General features: G+C 71.6%; 17 protein-coding genes. 8 read left to right on the forward strand and 9 right to left on the reverse strand.

The genetic code is table 11. The annotated features are described in order from the left end of the window. Nucleotides 1-47: 47 nt before the first annotated feature. Nucleotides 48-416 (reverse strand): holo-ACP synthase, encoded by a 369-nt coding sequence (locus IE264_RS31065; RefSeq protein ID WP_015610767.1) that lies wholly within the window; start codon nucleotides 414-416, stop codon nucleotides 48-50. A gap of 45 nt (nucleotides 417-461) precedes the next feature. Continuing rightward, nucleotides 462-2,309, reverse strand: coding sequence for a glutamine--fructose-6-phosphate transaminase (isomerizing) (gene glmS, locus IE264_RS31070; protein WP_015610766.1), 1,848 nt, complete (start codon nucleotides 2,307-2,309; stop codon nucleotides 462-464). A gap of 90 nt (nucleotides 2,310-2,399) precedes the next feature. On the opposite strand from glmS, the gene IE264_RS31075 reads away from it, so the two are divergent. Further along, nucleotides 2,400-2,621 carry a type II toxin-antitoxin system VapB family antitoxin gene (locus IE264_RS31075; protein ID WP_015610765.1) on the forward strand — a complete coding sequence of 74 codons (222 nt, stop codon included), beginning with the start codon at nucleotides 2,400-2,402 and terminating at the stop codon, nucleotides 2,619-2,621. Continuing rightward, nucleotides 2,618-3,028, forward strand: coding sequence for a PIN domain-containing protein (locus IE264_RS31080; RefSeq protein ID WP_032756409.1), 411 nt, complete (start codon nucleotides 2,618-2,620; stop codon nucleotides 3,026-3,028). Before IE264_RS31075 ends, IE264_RS31080 begins: the two co-directional genes overlap by 4 nt. A 54-nt stretch (nucleotides 3,029-3,082) precedes the next feature. Here the strand turns inward: IE264_RS31080 and IE264_RS31085 are convergent, their stop codons facing one another. After that, a complete protein-coding gene (locus IE264_RS31085; RefSeq protein WP_032756411.1) occupies nucleotides 3,083-4,447 on the reverse strand; it encodes a M14 family metallopeptidase in 1,365 nt (454 codons plus the stop codon). Nucleotides 4,448-4,712: 265 nt separating this feature from the next. On the opposite strand from IE264_RS31085, the gene IE264_RS31090 reads away from it, so the two are divergent. Continuing rightward, nucleotides 4,713-5,174 carry a DUF5707 domain-containing protein gene (locus IE264_RS31090; RefSeq protein WP_015610762.1) on the forward strand — a complete coding sequence of 154 codons (462 nt, stop codon included), beginning with the start codon at nucleotides 4,713-4,715 and terminating at the stop codon, nucleotides 5,172-5,174. A 55-nt stretch (nucleotides 5,175-5,229) separates the two neighbouring features. Here the strand turns inward: IE264_RS31090 and IE264_RS31095 are convergent, their stop codons facing one another. From IE264_RS31095 to IE264_RS31120, 6 genes are all read right to left on the reverse strand, one after another. Then, nucleotides 5,230-6,516: an RNA polymerase sigma factor gene (locus IE264_RS31095; protein WP_032756413.1), complete on the reverse strand. Its 1,287-nt coding sequence runs from the start codon at nucleotides 6,514-6,516 to the stop codon at nucleotides 5,230-5,232. A 5-nt stretch (nucleotides 6,517-6,521) separates the two neighbouring features. Further along, the gene (locus tag IE264_RS31100) at nucleotides 6,522-6,872 is read right to left on the reverse strand and encodes a YciI family protein (protein WP_015610760.1); all 351 of its coding nucleotides are present in this window, start codon (nucleotides 6,870-6,872) and stop codon (nucleotides 6,522-6,524) included. Between the two features lie 102 nt (nucleotides 6,873-6,974). Beyond that, on the reverse strand, nucleotides 6,975-7,301 hold the full coding sequence (locus tag IE264_RS38750) for a PIN domain-containing protein (protein ID WP_051821791.1): 327 nt from the start codon (nucleotides 7,299-7,301) through the stop codon (nucleotides 6,975-6,977). Next, a complete protein-coding gene (locus IE264_RS38185) occupies nucleotides 7,298-7,633 on the reverse strand; it encodes a hypothetical protein (RefSeq protein ID WP_229887855.1) in 336 nt (111 codons plus the stop codon). Before IE264_RS38185 ends, IE264_RS38750 begins: the two co-directional genes overlap by 4 nt. After that, nucleotides 7,630-8,637, reverse strand: coding sequence for a hypothetical protein (locus IE264_RS31115; protein WP_032756417.1), 1,008 nt, complete (start codon nucleotides 8,635-8,637; stop codon nucleotides 7,630-7,632). Before IE264_RS31115 ends, IE264_RS38185 begins: the two co-directional genes overlap by 4 nt. Before the next feature lie 310 nt (nucleotides 8,638-8,947). Next, nucleotides 8,948-9,367 carry an ATP-binding protein gene (locus IE264_RS31120; RefSeq protein WP_015610756.1) on the reverse strand — a complete coding sequence of 140 codons (420 nt, stop codon included), beginning with the start codon at nucleotides 9,365-9,367 and terminating at the stop codon, nucleotides 8,948-8,950. 142 nt (nucleotides 9,368-9,509) lie between these two features. Here IE264_RS31120 and IE264_RS31125 point away from each other — a divergent pair, with 142 nt between their 5' ends. From IE264_RS31125 to IE264_RS31145, 5 genes are all read left to right on the forward strand, one after another. Next, nucleotides 9,510-10,352, forward strand: a complete 843-nt coding sequence (locus IE264_RS31125) for a helix-turn-helix domain-containing protein (protein WP_032756420.1) — start codon at nucleotides 9,510-9,512, stop codon at nucleotides 10,350-10,352. Next, nucleotides 10,349-10,540, forward strand: a complete 192-nt coding sequence (locus IE264_RS31130) for a DUF397 domain-containing protein (protein ID WP_032756422.1) — start codon at nucleotides 10,349-10,351, stop codon at nucleotides 10,538-10,540. The genes IE264_RS31125 and IE264_RS31130 overlap by 4 nt, the downstream gene beginning before the upstream one ends. Before the next feature lie 21 nt (nucleotides 10,541-10,561). Continuing rightward, complete coding sequence (locus tag IE264_RS31135; protein WP_032756547.1) at nucleotides 10,562-10,942, forward strand: VOC family protein; 381 nt, start codon at nucleotides 10,562-10,564, stop codon at nucleotides 10,940-10,942. Nucleotides 10,943-11,071: 129 nt separating this feature from the next. Further along, on the forward strand, nucleotides 11,072-11,749 hold the full coding sequence (locus tag IE264_RS31140) for an RNA polymerase sigma factor (protein ID WP_032756424.1): 678 nt from the start codon (nucleotides 11,072-11,074) through the stop codon (nucleotides 11,747-11,749). Then, the gene (locus IE264_RS31145) at nucleotides 11,737-12,750 is read left to right on the forward strand and encodes a CU044_5270 family protein (protein WP_032756427.1); all 1,014 of its coding nucleotides are present in this window, start codon (nucleotides 11,737-11,739) and stop codon (nucleotides 12,748-12,750) included. The genes IE264_RS31140 and IE264_RS31145 overlap by 13 nt, the downstream gene beginning before the upstream one ends. The last annotated feature ends 2 nt before the right edge of the window (nucleotides 12,751-12,752 follow it).

Genomic DNA, 12,752 nt, shown 5'->3' on the forward strand with positions numbered 1-12,752 from the left:
ACACAGGCTCCACGGTGACCCCCGCCCGGCCGCACGCGGCACGGGCCTCACCCCTCCGCGATCACCACCGCCGACGCCACCCCCGCGTCATGGCTGAGCGAGACGTGCCAGCCGCGCACGCCCAGTTCGGCCGCGCGGGCGGCCACCGTGCCGCTCACCCGCAGCCGGGGCTGCCCGCTCTCCTCGACCCAGACCTCGGCGTCGCTCCACAGCAGCCCGCCCGGCGCGCCGAGCGCCTTGGCCAGGGCCTCCTTCGCGGCGAACCGGGCGGCGAGCGAGGCGATTCCGCGCCGCTCGCCGCTGGGCAGTGTCAGCTCACTCGCCACGAAGAGCCGGTCGGCCAGCTGGGGCGTACGCTCCAGCGCGGCGCCGAACCGCTCGATCTCGGCCACGTCGATCCCGACTCCGATGATCACGAACCTACCCTCGCCATCCCCATCACGCGGGGCGCGCGCCCCGGCTCACTCCACGGTCACGGACTTCGCCAGGTTGCGCGGCTGGTCCACTTCGTTGCCGCGGGCCGTCGCCAGCTCGCAGGCGAAGACCTGGAGCGGCACGGTGGCGACCAGCGGCTGAAGCAGCGTAGGCGTTGCGGGGACGGTGATGAGGTGGTCGGCGTACGGGACGACGGCCTCGTCGCCCTCCTCGGCGACGACGATGGTGCGGGCGCCCCGGGCCCGGATCTCCTGGATGTTGGAGACGATCTTGTCGTGGAGGACGGAACGCCCGCGCGGGGACGGCACGATGACGACGACCGGAAGGCCCTCCTCGATGAGGGCGATGGGCCCGTGCTTGAGCTCCCCGGCCGCGAACCCTTCGGCGTGCATGTAGGCGAGCTCCTTGAGCTTGAGCGCGCCTTCGAGGGCGACCGGGTAGCCGACGTGGCGCCCGAGGAAGAGCACGGTGTCGTGGTGGGCGAGGGAGCGGGCCAGCTCGCGGACGGGCTCCATGGTCTCCAGTACGCGTTCGACCTCGCCGGAGATCGCGGAGAGCTGGCGCACCACCGTGCGGATCTCGTCGCCCCACTTGGTGCCGCGCAACTGGCCCAGGTACAGGGCGACGAGGTAGCAGGCGACGAGCTGGGTGAGGAAGGCCTTGGTGGAGGCGACGGCGACCTCGGGCCCGGCGTGCGTGTAGAGCACGGCGTCGGATTCGCGCGGGATCGTCGACCCGTTGGTGTTGCAGATGGCGAGCACCTTGGCGCCCTGTTCGCGGGCGTGCCGCAGGGCCATCAGGGTGTCCATGGTCTCGCCGGACTGGGAGATGGCGATGACGAGGGTGCGCTGGTCGAGGATCGGGTCGCGGTAGCGGAACTCGCTGGCGAGCTCGGTCTCGCAGGGCAGCCGGGTCCAGTGCTCGATGGCGTACTTGGCGATCATCCCGGCGTGGAAGGCGGTCCCGCAGGCGACGATGACGACCTTGTCGACCTCGCGGAGTTCGGCGTCGGGGATACGCACCTCGTCCAGTGTCAGCGATCCCTCGCCGTCGATCCGGCCGAGGAGGGTGTCGGCGACGGCCTGGGGCTGGTCGGCGATCTCCTTGAGCATGAAGGAGGCGTAGCCGCCCTTCTCGGCGGCGGAGGCGTCCCAGTCGACGTGGTACTCGCGCACCTCGGCGAGGTCCCCGTCGAACCCGGTGACGGTGACGCCCTCGCGGCTCAGCTCGACGACCTGGTCCTGGCCGAGCTCGATGGCGGAGCGGGTGTGCGCGATGAAGGCGGCGACATCGGAGGCGAGGAACCACTCGTCCTGTCCCACGCCCACGACGAGCGGCGAGTTGCGCCGGGCGCCGACCACCACGTCCGGCTGGTCGGCGTGGACGGCGACGAGGGTGAACGCCCCCTCCAGCCGCCGGCACACCTGCCGCATGGCGTCCGCCAGGTCCCCGCCCGCCGAGAACGCCTCGGCCAGCAGATGCGCGACGACCTCGGTGTCCGTCTCCGACTCCAGGGCGTGCCCGCGCCCGGTCAGCTCGCGCCGCAGGGCCGCGAAGTTCTCGATGATCCCGTTGTGCACGACGGCGACCCGGCCCGCGTTGTCCAGGTGGGGGTGGGCGTTCACATCGTTGGGCGCCCCGTGCGTCGCCCAACGCGTGTGCCCGATCCCGGTCCGCCCGGCCGGCAGCGGCCGGTCCCCCAGCTCCTTCTCCAGATTGACGAGCTTGCCCGCCTTCTTCGCGGCGGCCAGCCCGCCGTCCGCGAGAACGGCGACACCCGCCGAGTCGTAGCCCCGGTATTCGAGGCGCTTGAGTCCTGCGACGACGACGTCCTGCGCCGACTGCCCACCGACATAACCCACGATTCCGCACATAGCGGCACCCTAAGGCCGGAAGCGGCTCGCGCGAGGAATGTTGGTGACGTACAATTCTCTGTACATGACCAACATGAAGGGCGGCCGCACATGTCGGTGACCCAGATCGACATAGACGATGAAGCCCTGGAGCGGGCGATGGCTCTCTCCAAGGCCCGGACGAAGAAGGAGACCGTGAACCTCGCCCTCCGCTTCTACGCGGAGCAGCAGGAGCGCGCGGCGCGGATCAGCCGCCACTTCGAGCGGGCCCGCAACTGGGGCGCGGTCGAGGACGCCGAGCGGCGGCACCGGGCGGAGAAGGACGGCCAGTGATCTACCTGCTCGACACCTCGGGCCTCGTGCGACTGCTCTCCGACATCACCCTGCAGTCGGCGTGGTCCGATGCGATCGAAGCCGGAACGATCGCCTCCTGCTACCCGCAGCGTGCCGAGTTCCTGTACGGCGCCCGGAACGCGCGCGAGTACGACGAGATCGTGGAGGTGTTCACCGACCTCTACCCGGACGTCTCCGTACCGAAGAGTGCGGGACGCTGGATCACCTCGGTCCAGCACCGCATGGCACGCGCCGGGCAGCACCGCAGCGCCTCCGCCGTGGACCTCATCATTGCCGCCACGGCTGCCCATCACGGGCTGACGGTCCTTCATGACGACCTCGACTACCGCACGGTCGCCCGGCACGCCCCGGATCTCGGCGAGCACAGCGTTCACGACGTGGCCTGAATCTCCGGTGCGGGCCCACGCGGAGTTCCGCACCGGAGCAGGTTCAGCCCACCACTAGCAGTACTGCGCCTCCTTGCCGATCGACCGGTACATGCAGTCCGCGTTCTCGATCAGCTGGAGCACCGCGTCCCGGTTGCGGGAGGTCTCGCGTTCGATGACCTCGTCGGGCGGGTAGAAGCCGCCGCCGGAGGACGAGCGCGGGTACATCTCGAAGGTGTAGCCGAAGATCTTCTGCGAGCCCCACAGCCAGTCGTCGATCGACCCGTCCGTGATGTAGAGGTCGCTGGACTGCTCGGCGGTGTACCCGTTGCTCGCCGCCATCTTGCGGCCCACCGTGGCGAACGCGTTGCGGTCGTCGGCGGTCAGGCCTGGGGCGGTGTCGTTGTACGTGTAGCCGAACGGCCAGAGCACCAGCTCGCTGTAGGTGTGGAAGTCGATGGCAGCGGTGATCTGCTGCTTCCCGCCGACCACCCGGGTACGGACGAAGTCCGCCACGACCTTCGTCTCGGGCGCGGACTCGGCGGCGCTGCCGCGGTACGTCTCCGAGGACGGGCTGGAGGAGGAGCCGCCGCAGCAGCCCCACTTGAAGGCCCAGTTGCGGTTGAGGTCGGTGCCCACGGCGCTGGAGCCGGAGTTGGGCTGCCGGTTCTTGCGCCAGCTGCGGTACGAGCCGGAGGCGATGTCGTACTCGCCGCCGTCGGGGTTCATGTCCGGCACGATCCACAGCTCGCGGCCGTTGACCGCCTGGGTGATCCGGGAGTCGCTCCCGTACCCCGTGGCGAACTCGCGGAGCAGGTAGAGCGCCATCTCGACGGTCAGGTGCTCGCGGGCGTGCTGGTGGGCGGTGAAGAGGACCTCGGGCTCGGCCTCGTCGGTGGCGACGTTGTCGCTGACCTTGACCGCGATGATGTCCCGGCCCTGGTAGGTCTTCCCGATGACGCGCTTGCTCATGATCGAGGGGTTGGCCGCGATGCGCGCGTCGATCGCCGCGGTCATCTCGGCGTAGTTGTGGTAGCGGGAGTCGGCCGGCGGGAAGTCGAGCGCGCTGACGCCGTCGGCCCCCTTCGCCTGGGCCTCGGGCGCGGGCAGCGCCTCCAGGACGTGCCCCTTGGCCCGGAGCTTCCTGGCCTGGGCGGCGTCCGCGGTGATGACGATGCCGTGGTCGTGCACCTCGTCGATGGAGACGCCCGCGCGGGCGATCTCGGTGCGGGCGGCAGGGGTGGTGCGCCCGGTGATCTCGTACTGGAGCGTCCGCTCGTCCGCGGCGACGACCGCGTTCGGGGCGGAGGTCTCGGCGGTGGCGACGGCGCCCGCTGGGGCGGCGAGGCCGAGCGCGAGCAGGATCGCGAGGGTGGCGTTCCGTCTGGCCTTCGCCGACCGGGATCTGGGCCGGGAATTCCGTGCGTTGGCTGGTCGCATGCTGGCAGTCTCCTGAGTCCGTCGGGGTGGGGGGTGGAGCTGTGCGACGGGCACAGGATGGAGCCATGTCATGACCGGGTCAAGAATCGGATTCCGGCCACGCCCCGCCCGCCCCGGTCCGGACACACCGTCACATGAGTCATATGGACTGCTGAGTACGACGAATGAGCACGTGTACTCACGCCCCGGGCCCCTCAGCCGCACCACCATGGACCCAGCGCCACGAACCCGGCGCCCCTGCCCGCACCACCACCGAGGAGCCCCCATGTCCAAGCGTGTCGTCACCATCTCCGCACTCGCCGGTGTCGCCCTGCTGGGAGGGGCGGGCGCCTACGCGTTCGCCGGGGAGACCGGGAGCGACGGGCCCGCGGTCACGAAGGGCTCCGTCGCGTACGTCGCACCGGGTCAGGGCAAGGACGGCTCGCTCACCTTCACCGCCCGGGTCTCCGACGATTCCGGCGTCCGGAACCTGAAGGTGCTGGCCTGGCCCGGGAGCATGGCGCCCGCCCCGGACGCGAAGGAGATGGCCCACGTGGAGTCCGCCACCTGCGAGCCGTCCGGGCCCTCCGGGGACAAGGCCACGCTCTGCACGTACACCGTCAAGGTCACCGCCGCGGAGGCGGCCGAATCGCCGAAGGGCCCCTGGCACGTGGCGGTCCTGGCCTCCGCGGAGGACGGCGGCAGGACGTTCGTGCCGAAGGCGGCGGGGTTCACGGTCAAGGGCTGAGGGTCGCCCGGCATCAGCTGCGCGCGAGCCCGCCGCCCCGCCCCGCCCCGCTCCCTCACCGCCCCTCCGGCCCCTCCCCCAGCTTCCGCAGCAGCACAGCCCGCTCCGGCTCGGTGCCCGCCAGCTCCAGCGCCTCCCGGTACGCCGCAGCCGCCTCCCCGCCCCGCCCCAGGCGGCTCAGCAGGTCCCCCCGCGCCACCGCGTACGGCTGGTACGCCCGCAGCCGGGGCTCCCCGCCCAGCGCGTCGAGCAGCGCCAGACCCGCCCCCGGCCCGTCCCTCATCGCCACCGCCACGGCGCGGTTCACCGCGACCACGGGGGACGGCGTGAGGGTGAGCAGCACGTCGTACAGGGCCACGATCTGCGGCCAGTCCGTCGACTCCACCTCCGCCGCCTCGTCGTGCAGGGCGGCGATGGCGGCCTGCACCCCGTACGGCCCGGCGGGCCCCCCGGTCAGCGCCCGTACCACCAGCGCACGCCCCTCCTCGATCATCGCCCGGTCCCAGAGCCCCCGGTCCTGGTCCTCCAGGAGCACCGGCTCCCCCTCCGGACCGGTCCGCGCCGCGCGCCGGGCGTGGACGAGGAGCAGCAGTGCGAGGAGCCCGGCGCTCTCCCGTTCGGCGGGGAGCAGGCGGTGCAGTATCCGGGCCAGCCGGATCGCCTCCTCGGCCAGGGCCGGCCGCTGGAGACGGGGGCCGGAGCTGGCCGCGTACCCCTCCGTGAAGACCGAGTAGACGACCTGCAGCACCCCGGGGAGCCGCTCGGGCAGCTCGTCGGCGCCGGGCACCCGGAACGGGATCCGGGCCTCACGGATCTTCTTCTTCGCCCGCACGATCCGCTGGGCCATGGTCGCCGTCGGCACGAGGAAGGCCCGCGCCACCTCGGGCGTGGTGAGCCCGGCGAGGCAGCGCAGGGTGAGGGCGGTGCGGTCCTCGGCGGCGAGCGCGGGGTGGGCGCAGGTGAAGAACAGCTGGAGCCGCTCGTCCGGCAGTTCACCCGTCCCGGCCGGTGCGGCGACGGCCTCGTCCCGTTCCGCGTCGGCCTGGAGGACGGCGAGCCGCGCCGCGTACGCCTGGTCCCGCCGCAGCCGGTCCACGGCCTTGCGCCGCGCGGTCGTCAGCAGCCAGGCCCCGGGCTGGGCGGGGACGCCCTCGGCGGGCCAGTGGCGCAGGGCCGCCTCGATGGCCTCGGACGTCACCTCCTCGGCCAGGTCGAGATCCCCGAACCGGCGTACGAGGGAGGCGAGCAGCAGCCCGCGCTCCTCCCGGAACACGGCCTCGACGGCCGCACCGGCCTGTCCGGAGAACGCGTCCTCCCCCGAGGGCACTCCCTCGTCCGCCACCGCTCTCAGCCCCCGAAGTCCGCGACCGGCCGGACGACGACCGAGCCGCCGTCCCGCGCGCCGGGACAGCGGGCGGCCCAGTCGAGGGCGGTGTCGAGATCCGGCACGTCGATGACGAGGAACCCGCCCAGCAGCTCCCGCGTCTCCGCGAACGGCCCGTCCGTCACGGTCCGCTCCCCGGCCGGCGAGACCCGCACGGTGGTCGCGGTCACCAGATCGGCCAGGGACTCCCCGGAGACGAGGATCCCCGCGTCGCGTACGTCCTTGTCGTAGGCCATCCAGTCCTCGACGGTGCACTGCGGCGCCCCGCCCTGCTCGTCGACGGCCCCGCTGTGGATCAGCAGCATGTACTTCATGGTCCGACTCCTGTCACCTGTGTGGAGCGCCCGCCGGGTGCGGGTCGCCTTACACGATGACGACGAACGGGCCGGCCCCCGATCGACACGCCGCCCGAAGTTTTACTGCTCGCCGAGAATGCGCAGCCGGTGGTGCTCCCTGAAATACGCGTAGTCCTTCAGGTTCAGCGTCGCAAGAGGCAGGTCGTAGGTGAGACAGCAGGCTGCGATCCACATGTCGTTGACCGGCTGGGGCAGCCCGGCCTTCCGCCCTGCGGCGGAGAGCCTGCCCCAGGTCGCGGCCACCGCCTCGTCAGCGGGCAGGACGGGAATCGCGGAAACCCAGTCGGCAAGCTCTTGGCGGCGCGGGCCGCCCCAGTTCCGGATCTCCGCCCACTGCGTCAGCTCGCCGAGGGTGACGAAGGTGATGAGGGGTCTCCGGCGGCTCAGGCGACGTCGCGTCGGCGCTCGGAGTAGGTGAAGGCCACAAACTCCTCGACCTCCTCGTCCGTCCCGAAAGTGTCGGCTGTGAGGTCATCCAGGGAAGCGATCGGTCGCGTCCCCTTCGCAGCCAGCAGCTCCTCGACCGTCTGTCGCGGGCGGGTCGGCGGGTGGATCGGCTGCTCGGAATCCGCAGAACTCATGGCATGCACCTCTCCACTGGTGACGGTCACGCCCCGTCGGAGCCCATGATAGAGCTGGGCGGCATCAGCAGGCCCTCGCCGGGCATCCACCCGGTTCACACGTACGGACATCACTGGCTTCCTCTTCTTCTCTTTCACGCGCTCAGGCGAAGTGGCTCGGCACCGTCCGCACGAGCGTCACCGCACCCCCGGCACACCCCGGGAACCGATGACCGGAACGCCCGGTCGCAGTCCTCACAGGTCTGGAGGGGGACAACCGGCGCGGCGACGGGCAACGGCGGCGGGAGAAGCGCGGTCAGGCGGTGGCGGAGCAGCTTCGCCGGGTGCCGGAGCGGTACGGGCGGGTCGTCGGTGAGCACCTCCCGTACGGCATCGGGCCGCATCCCCCGCTCCAGCCAGGCGGCGACACCGGGAACGAGCCGCCGCACGTCGTCCTCGGAGAGGACGAAGACGGGCGCCGTACGTCGCAGCCCGGCCAGCAGGTCGGCCGCCGCCGCGTACAGCGCCTCGCTGGGACGGCACGGACCGGGCAGCGCCGGGGGCGGTGGCTTGGGCGCGGTGGGCGGCGGGACGAGCCGGGGGGCGGGGGCGGGCTTCTCCTGTACGGGTTCGGCCTCCGACTCCCGTACAGGTTCGGGCTCAGGCTCCCGTACGGGTTCGGGCTCAGGCTCCCGTACGGGTTCGGGCTCAGGCTCCGGTGCGAGAACGGGCCCACGGTCCCGTACGGGAACGGGCCCAGGCTCCCGTACGGGAACGGGCCCACGGTCCCGTACGGGAGTCGGGCCCGCGCGCCGGGCCGCCGCCTCCGGGTGGTTGTACGACTCCGTGCGCGTGGCCACCCGGCCGCCTCCCACCCGCTCCCGGGTGCGGCGCAGGAAGCCGTGGTGCTCCAGCTCCCGCAGCCCGGCCGCGATGGCCGCCTCGCTCTCCGGGAAGGTCGCGGCCAGCACCTTGATGCCGATGCGCCTTCCGGCGGGCAGCGACTGGATGTGGGTGCCGAGGCCGATCGCCAGCAGGGACATGCCCCGGTGCTGGGAGAGGCGGTTGGAGATGATCGTGTAGCCGTCGGTGAGGCGGATGTTGATGTGCACGACGCCGGAGGACGGGGCGCGCGAGGGCGCGCTAATCTGCTGGGTATCCATCGGGAAGCTCCTACTTCCTCGGTGGTCAGGCCTTCGGTCGGGATGCCAGTCCCGGCCGGGGGCCGTCTCATGTCTGTGGTGGTGGTCAGCGTGAGCATATGCCCGCCAACCGGGCCAAAATCCAGCCCGGTTGGCACACTTCACCCGTGTGGGTGACGGCGCCCCGGGTTGGGTTGGGTTGGGTTATTTCTCCAGTACTTAAAGCAAGTACTTAAAAGCTTTTACGTCGTGGCCGACCACGACGCGGTCCACCACGTCGCGGTCACCCACGTCCCGGCTCACCGGATCCCGGTCCACCGGGTCGCGGCAGTCACGATCCGGTGAGGGCCACCTCCGCCCAGACCGTCTTGCGCGGGAACGGGCCGTGCTCCGTGCCCCACCGCACCGACAGCGCCTCCACGAGCAGCAGCCCGCGCCCGCTCTCGGAGTCGGCGGCCGGCTCCTGCTTCTGCGGGAGGCTGTCGCCCCGGGTGTCGGCCACCTCGATGCGCAGCACGTCGTCGTACACGCTCAGCAGGATCCGGAAGTCCCGCCCCGGGACGTAGCCATGCAGCGCCGCGTTGGTCGCCAGCTCACCGATGACGAGGCTCGCGTCCTCCAGCGGCAGCCCCCAGGAGCGCAGTTGCTCGGTGGCGAGCAGCCGGGCGAGGCGGGCGCCCCGGCGGGTGGCGGAGAGCTGGACGGCGAACTGTCCGGTGCGTGCACGCGGTTGGGTGATTTTTCGGTTCACGTCACTCAGCGTGGCCGCGCGTATCTACGCTGAGAAGTGCTGACACGGGTACGGACCGTCACTGTCCCTGGTGTGTACAGGGCTGTCCCCGTAGGTACGGCGTCCGCCGCGCGGGCGCACGGAATGAAGGCGGGTACGGCAGATGATCGACGGAACCGAAGAGGACCGGGAGTTCGGCCTGGAGGACGACTCCGGCGCGGTCATCGCAGCCGTGGGACGGCAGATCAAGCTGTGGCGCGAAGGAGCCGGATTACGCGCAGCCGAGCTGGGCTCGATCATCGGCTACAGCGAGAACCTCGTCTTCAAGGTCGAGGGCGGGAGGCGTATCCCCAAGCCGGAGTTCCTGGACAAGACGGACGCGGCCGTCGGGGCGAACGGCAAGGTCTCGGCGATGAAGAAGGACGTGGAGGAGGCGCGGTATCCGAGGAAGGTCCGCGACCTGGCGAAGCTGGAGGCGGAGGCGATCGAACTCGGCGCGTATGCAGGGGTGGTGATCCACGGGCTGCTCCAGACCGAGGAGTACGCCCGCGCGCTGTACGCACAGCGTCGGCCCGCGTACGCCGAGGACGACATCGAACGCTTGGTGACCGCTCGGATGGCCCGGCAGGTGGTGTTCGACCGCCGCCCCGCTCCGCTGCTGACCTTTGTCCAGGAAGAGGCGACACTCCGGCGGCGGACCGGAGGCAGAATGGTCCTGCGACGACAGCTCGAACATCTGCTTGATCTGAGCCAGTTGCGGCATGTCGAGATCCAGGTCATGCCGACGGAGGCGGAGGAGCACGCGGGCCTCGGTGGCTCGCACCGCATCCTTAAGCTCAAGGACGGAAAGACCGTCGGGCACAACGAGGTTCAGCTCATCAGCGGGCTGATCACCGATCCGAGGCAGGTGCAGATCCTGGAGATGCGCTACAACCTCATCCGGTCACAGGCCCTCACGCCCCGGCTGTCGCGGGAATTCATCGAGAAACTGCTGGGAGAGACATGAGCGCCACCGAGCTGACGTGGTTCAAGAGCAGCTACAGCACCAACGACGGCCCCGACTGCGTCGAGGTCGCCACCGCCCCCGCCGCCGTCCACGTACGCGACTCCAAGCAACTCCCCACCGGCGGCCCCCACCTCGGCTTCACCCCGGCCGCCTGGGCGGACTTCGTCACGTACGCCTCGGAGGGCTGAGCCGTGTCCGTATCCCCCGCCGTGCGGGTCAAGGACCTCGACCACATCGTCCTCAACGTGCAGGACGTCGAGCGGTCCCTCACGTTCTACTGCGGGCTGCTCGGCCTCGCGCCCGTACGGGTCGAGGAGTGGCGGGCCGGCAAGGTCTCGTTCCCCTCGGTCCGCATCAACCCGAACACGATCATCGACTTCTTCAGCCGCCCGCGCGGTGAGTCGAACGTGGACCACATCTGCCTCGCCGTCGAGCCGCTCGACTGGCAGGAGGTCATCGACTCCGGCGTCTTCGACGTGAAGGAGGGACCTGGCCGCCGCTCCGGAGCCCGGGGCTCGGCCACCTCCCTGTACGTGTACGACCCGGACGGCAACACCGTCGAGCTGCGCTGGTATCCGCAGGACGCCTGAGGCAGACCACCTGAGGCAGGAGGGTTCACGGGCGCGTGGCGGCGGGTGCCACGCGCCCGTGAACCTTTCCGGCCGCTGCGGGCAACAGGGGTGACCCGACACACCGACCGACTCACCCCTGGAGGCGCAGTGACCGGACCACCTCCGGCACGCCCCGGCACCGACGCCGGAAGCGACGGCGGGGACGACACCGGCGTCACCCGCCCCGCCGACGACGCGGACGTCATCGCCCGGTCCCTCGCCGAGCCCGAGCTCTTCGCCGGGCTCTACGACCGGCACGCCCCGGACATCCACCGCTACGCGGCCCGCCGGCTCGGGGAGGGCCCGGCGGACGACATCACGGCGGAGACGTTCCTCATCGCGTTCCGCACCCGGGACCGCTACGACACCGCGCACCGGCTGGCCCGGCCCTGGCTGTACGGCATCGCCGCCAACCTGATCGGCAAGCACCGGCGTACCGAGGTACGGGCGTTGAAGGCCCTGGCCCGTACCGGACACGACCCCGTCGCCGCGTCCTGGAGCGACCGGGCGGATGACCGGATCGCCGTGCAGGCGCCACTGGCGGGGGCGCTCGCCGCGCTGTCGCCCGGTGACCGGCACGTCCTGCTGCTCGTCGCCTGGGCCGACCTCGGCTACCAGGAAGTGGCCGACGCGCTGCGGATACCGCTCGGCACGGTCAGGTCCCGGCTGAACCGGGCCCGCCGCAAGGTCCGTGAGGCGCTGAGCACCGACCCCGCCTTCACCTCGGCACTCGACCCGTCGCCCGCCCCGGCCGGACAGGAGCTGAACCCGTCATGGACGAAATGACCCGGCTGCGCGAGCTGCGCGCCGACGCCCCCGTACCCGACCGGGCCGGCCTCGCCCCCGGCCGCGAGCGCCTGACCGACGCCATCGCGGGCAACGGCGAGCGCCGCACCCTCGCGCTGAGGCTGAGGCCGATGCTGCGGGACTGGCGGATCGCCTCGCTCGGCGCGGTGGTGGCGGTCACCGCGGCGGCCCTGGTCCTCACCCAGGTCGTCGGCACCTCCGCCCCCGAACCCTCGGCCCCGGCAACCGTCGCGGGCGACCTCGACCTGTCCAGCCCGGCCGCCGCGCTGAACCGGGCCGCCGACTACCTGGAGCGGCAGGAGGTGCCGTCGGAGCCGCGCCCCGACCAGTGGATCTACCTCCGGGAGGTGGACGCCCAGCAGGCGCAGCAGTGGGAGGAGCTGCCGGAAGAGATCCGGAAGAAGATCCCCATGGCGTACAGCCCCGAGCGGTGGGTCCCCTACGACGACAAGGCCGCCGAGAACGACGAGTCCGACACGGACTACCGGACCGCCCGCGAGTCCTACCGGATCGCCGCCGCCCTGCCGGAGGACCCGGAGGCGCTCCTCGCGCGGCTGCGCGAGGTCTTCCCCACCGGCAGCGGGCCCGACGGGCCTCCCGAGGCCGAGGACGAGCACACCTTCCGCGCCCTGTCCGTCCTGCTGGAGTCGTACCCGATCCCGCCGGACGCGCTGGCCCGGATCTACCGGGCGATGGCCACGGTGGGGGGCGTGAAGGTGACCGGCCACCTGATCCGGGACGCCTCCGGCCGCGAGGTCATCGCCGTGACCCGTAAGTACGACGAGGGCGACAGCCGACGCGAGATCCTCATCGACCCGGTGGACTACAGCTACGCGGGAAACCGTGACGTCGTCACCAGGACGCACACGATCCCCGGGGACAGCGGCGCCCCGGACACGGTCCAGAAGCGCGGCGACGTGCTCATCGACGTCGCCCGCACCCACGCCGCTGTCGTCGACCGCAAGGGGCAGAAGCCCTGACC

It is taken from the genome of Streptomyces microflavus (assembly GCF_014650075.1).
GTDB lineage: Bacteria > Actinomycetota > Actinomycetes > Streptomycetales > Streptomycetaceae > Streptomyces > Streptomyces microflavus.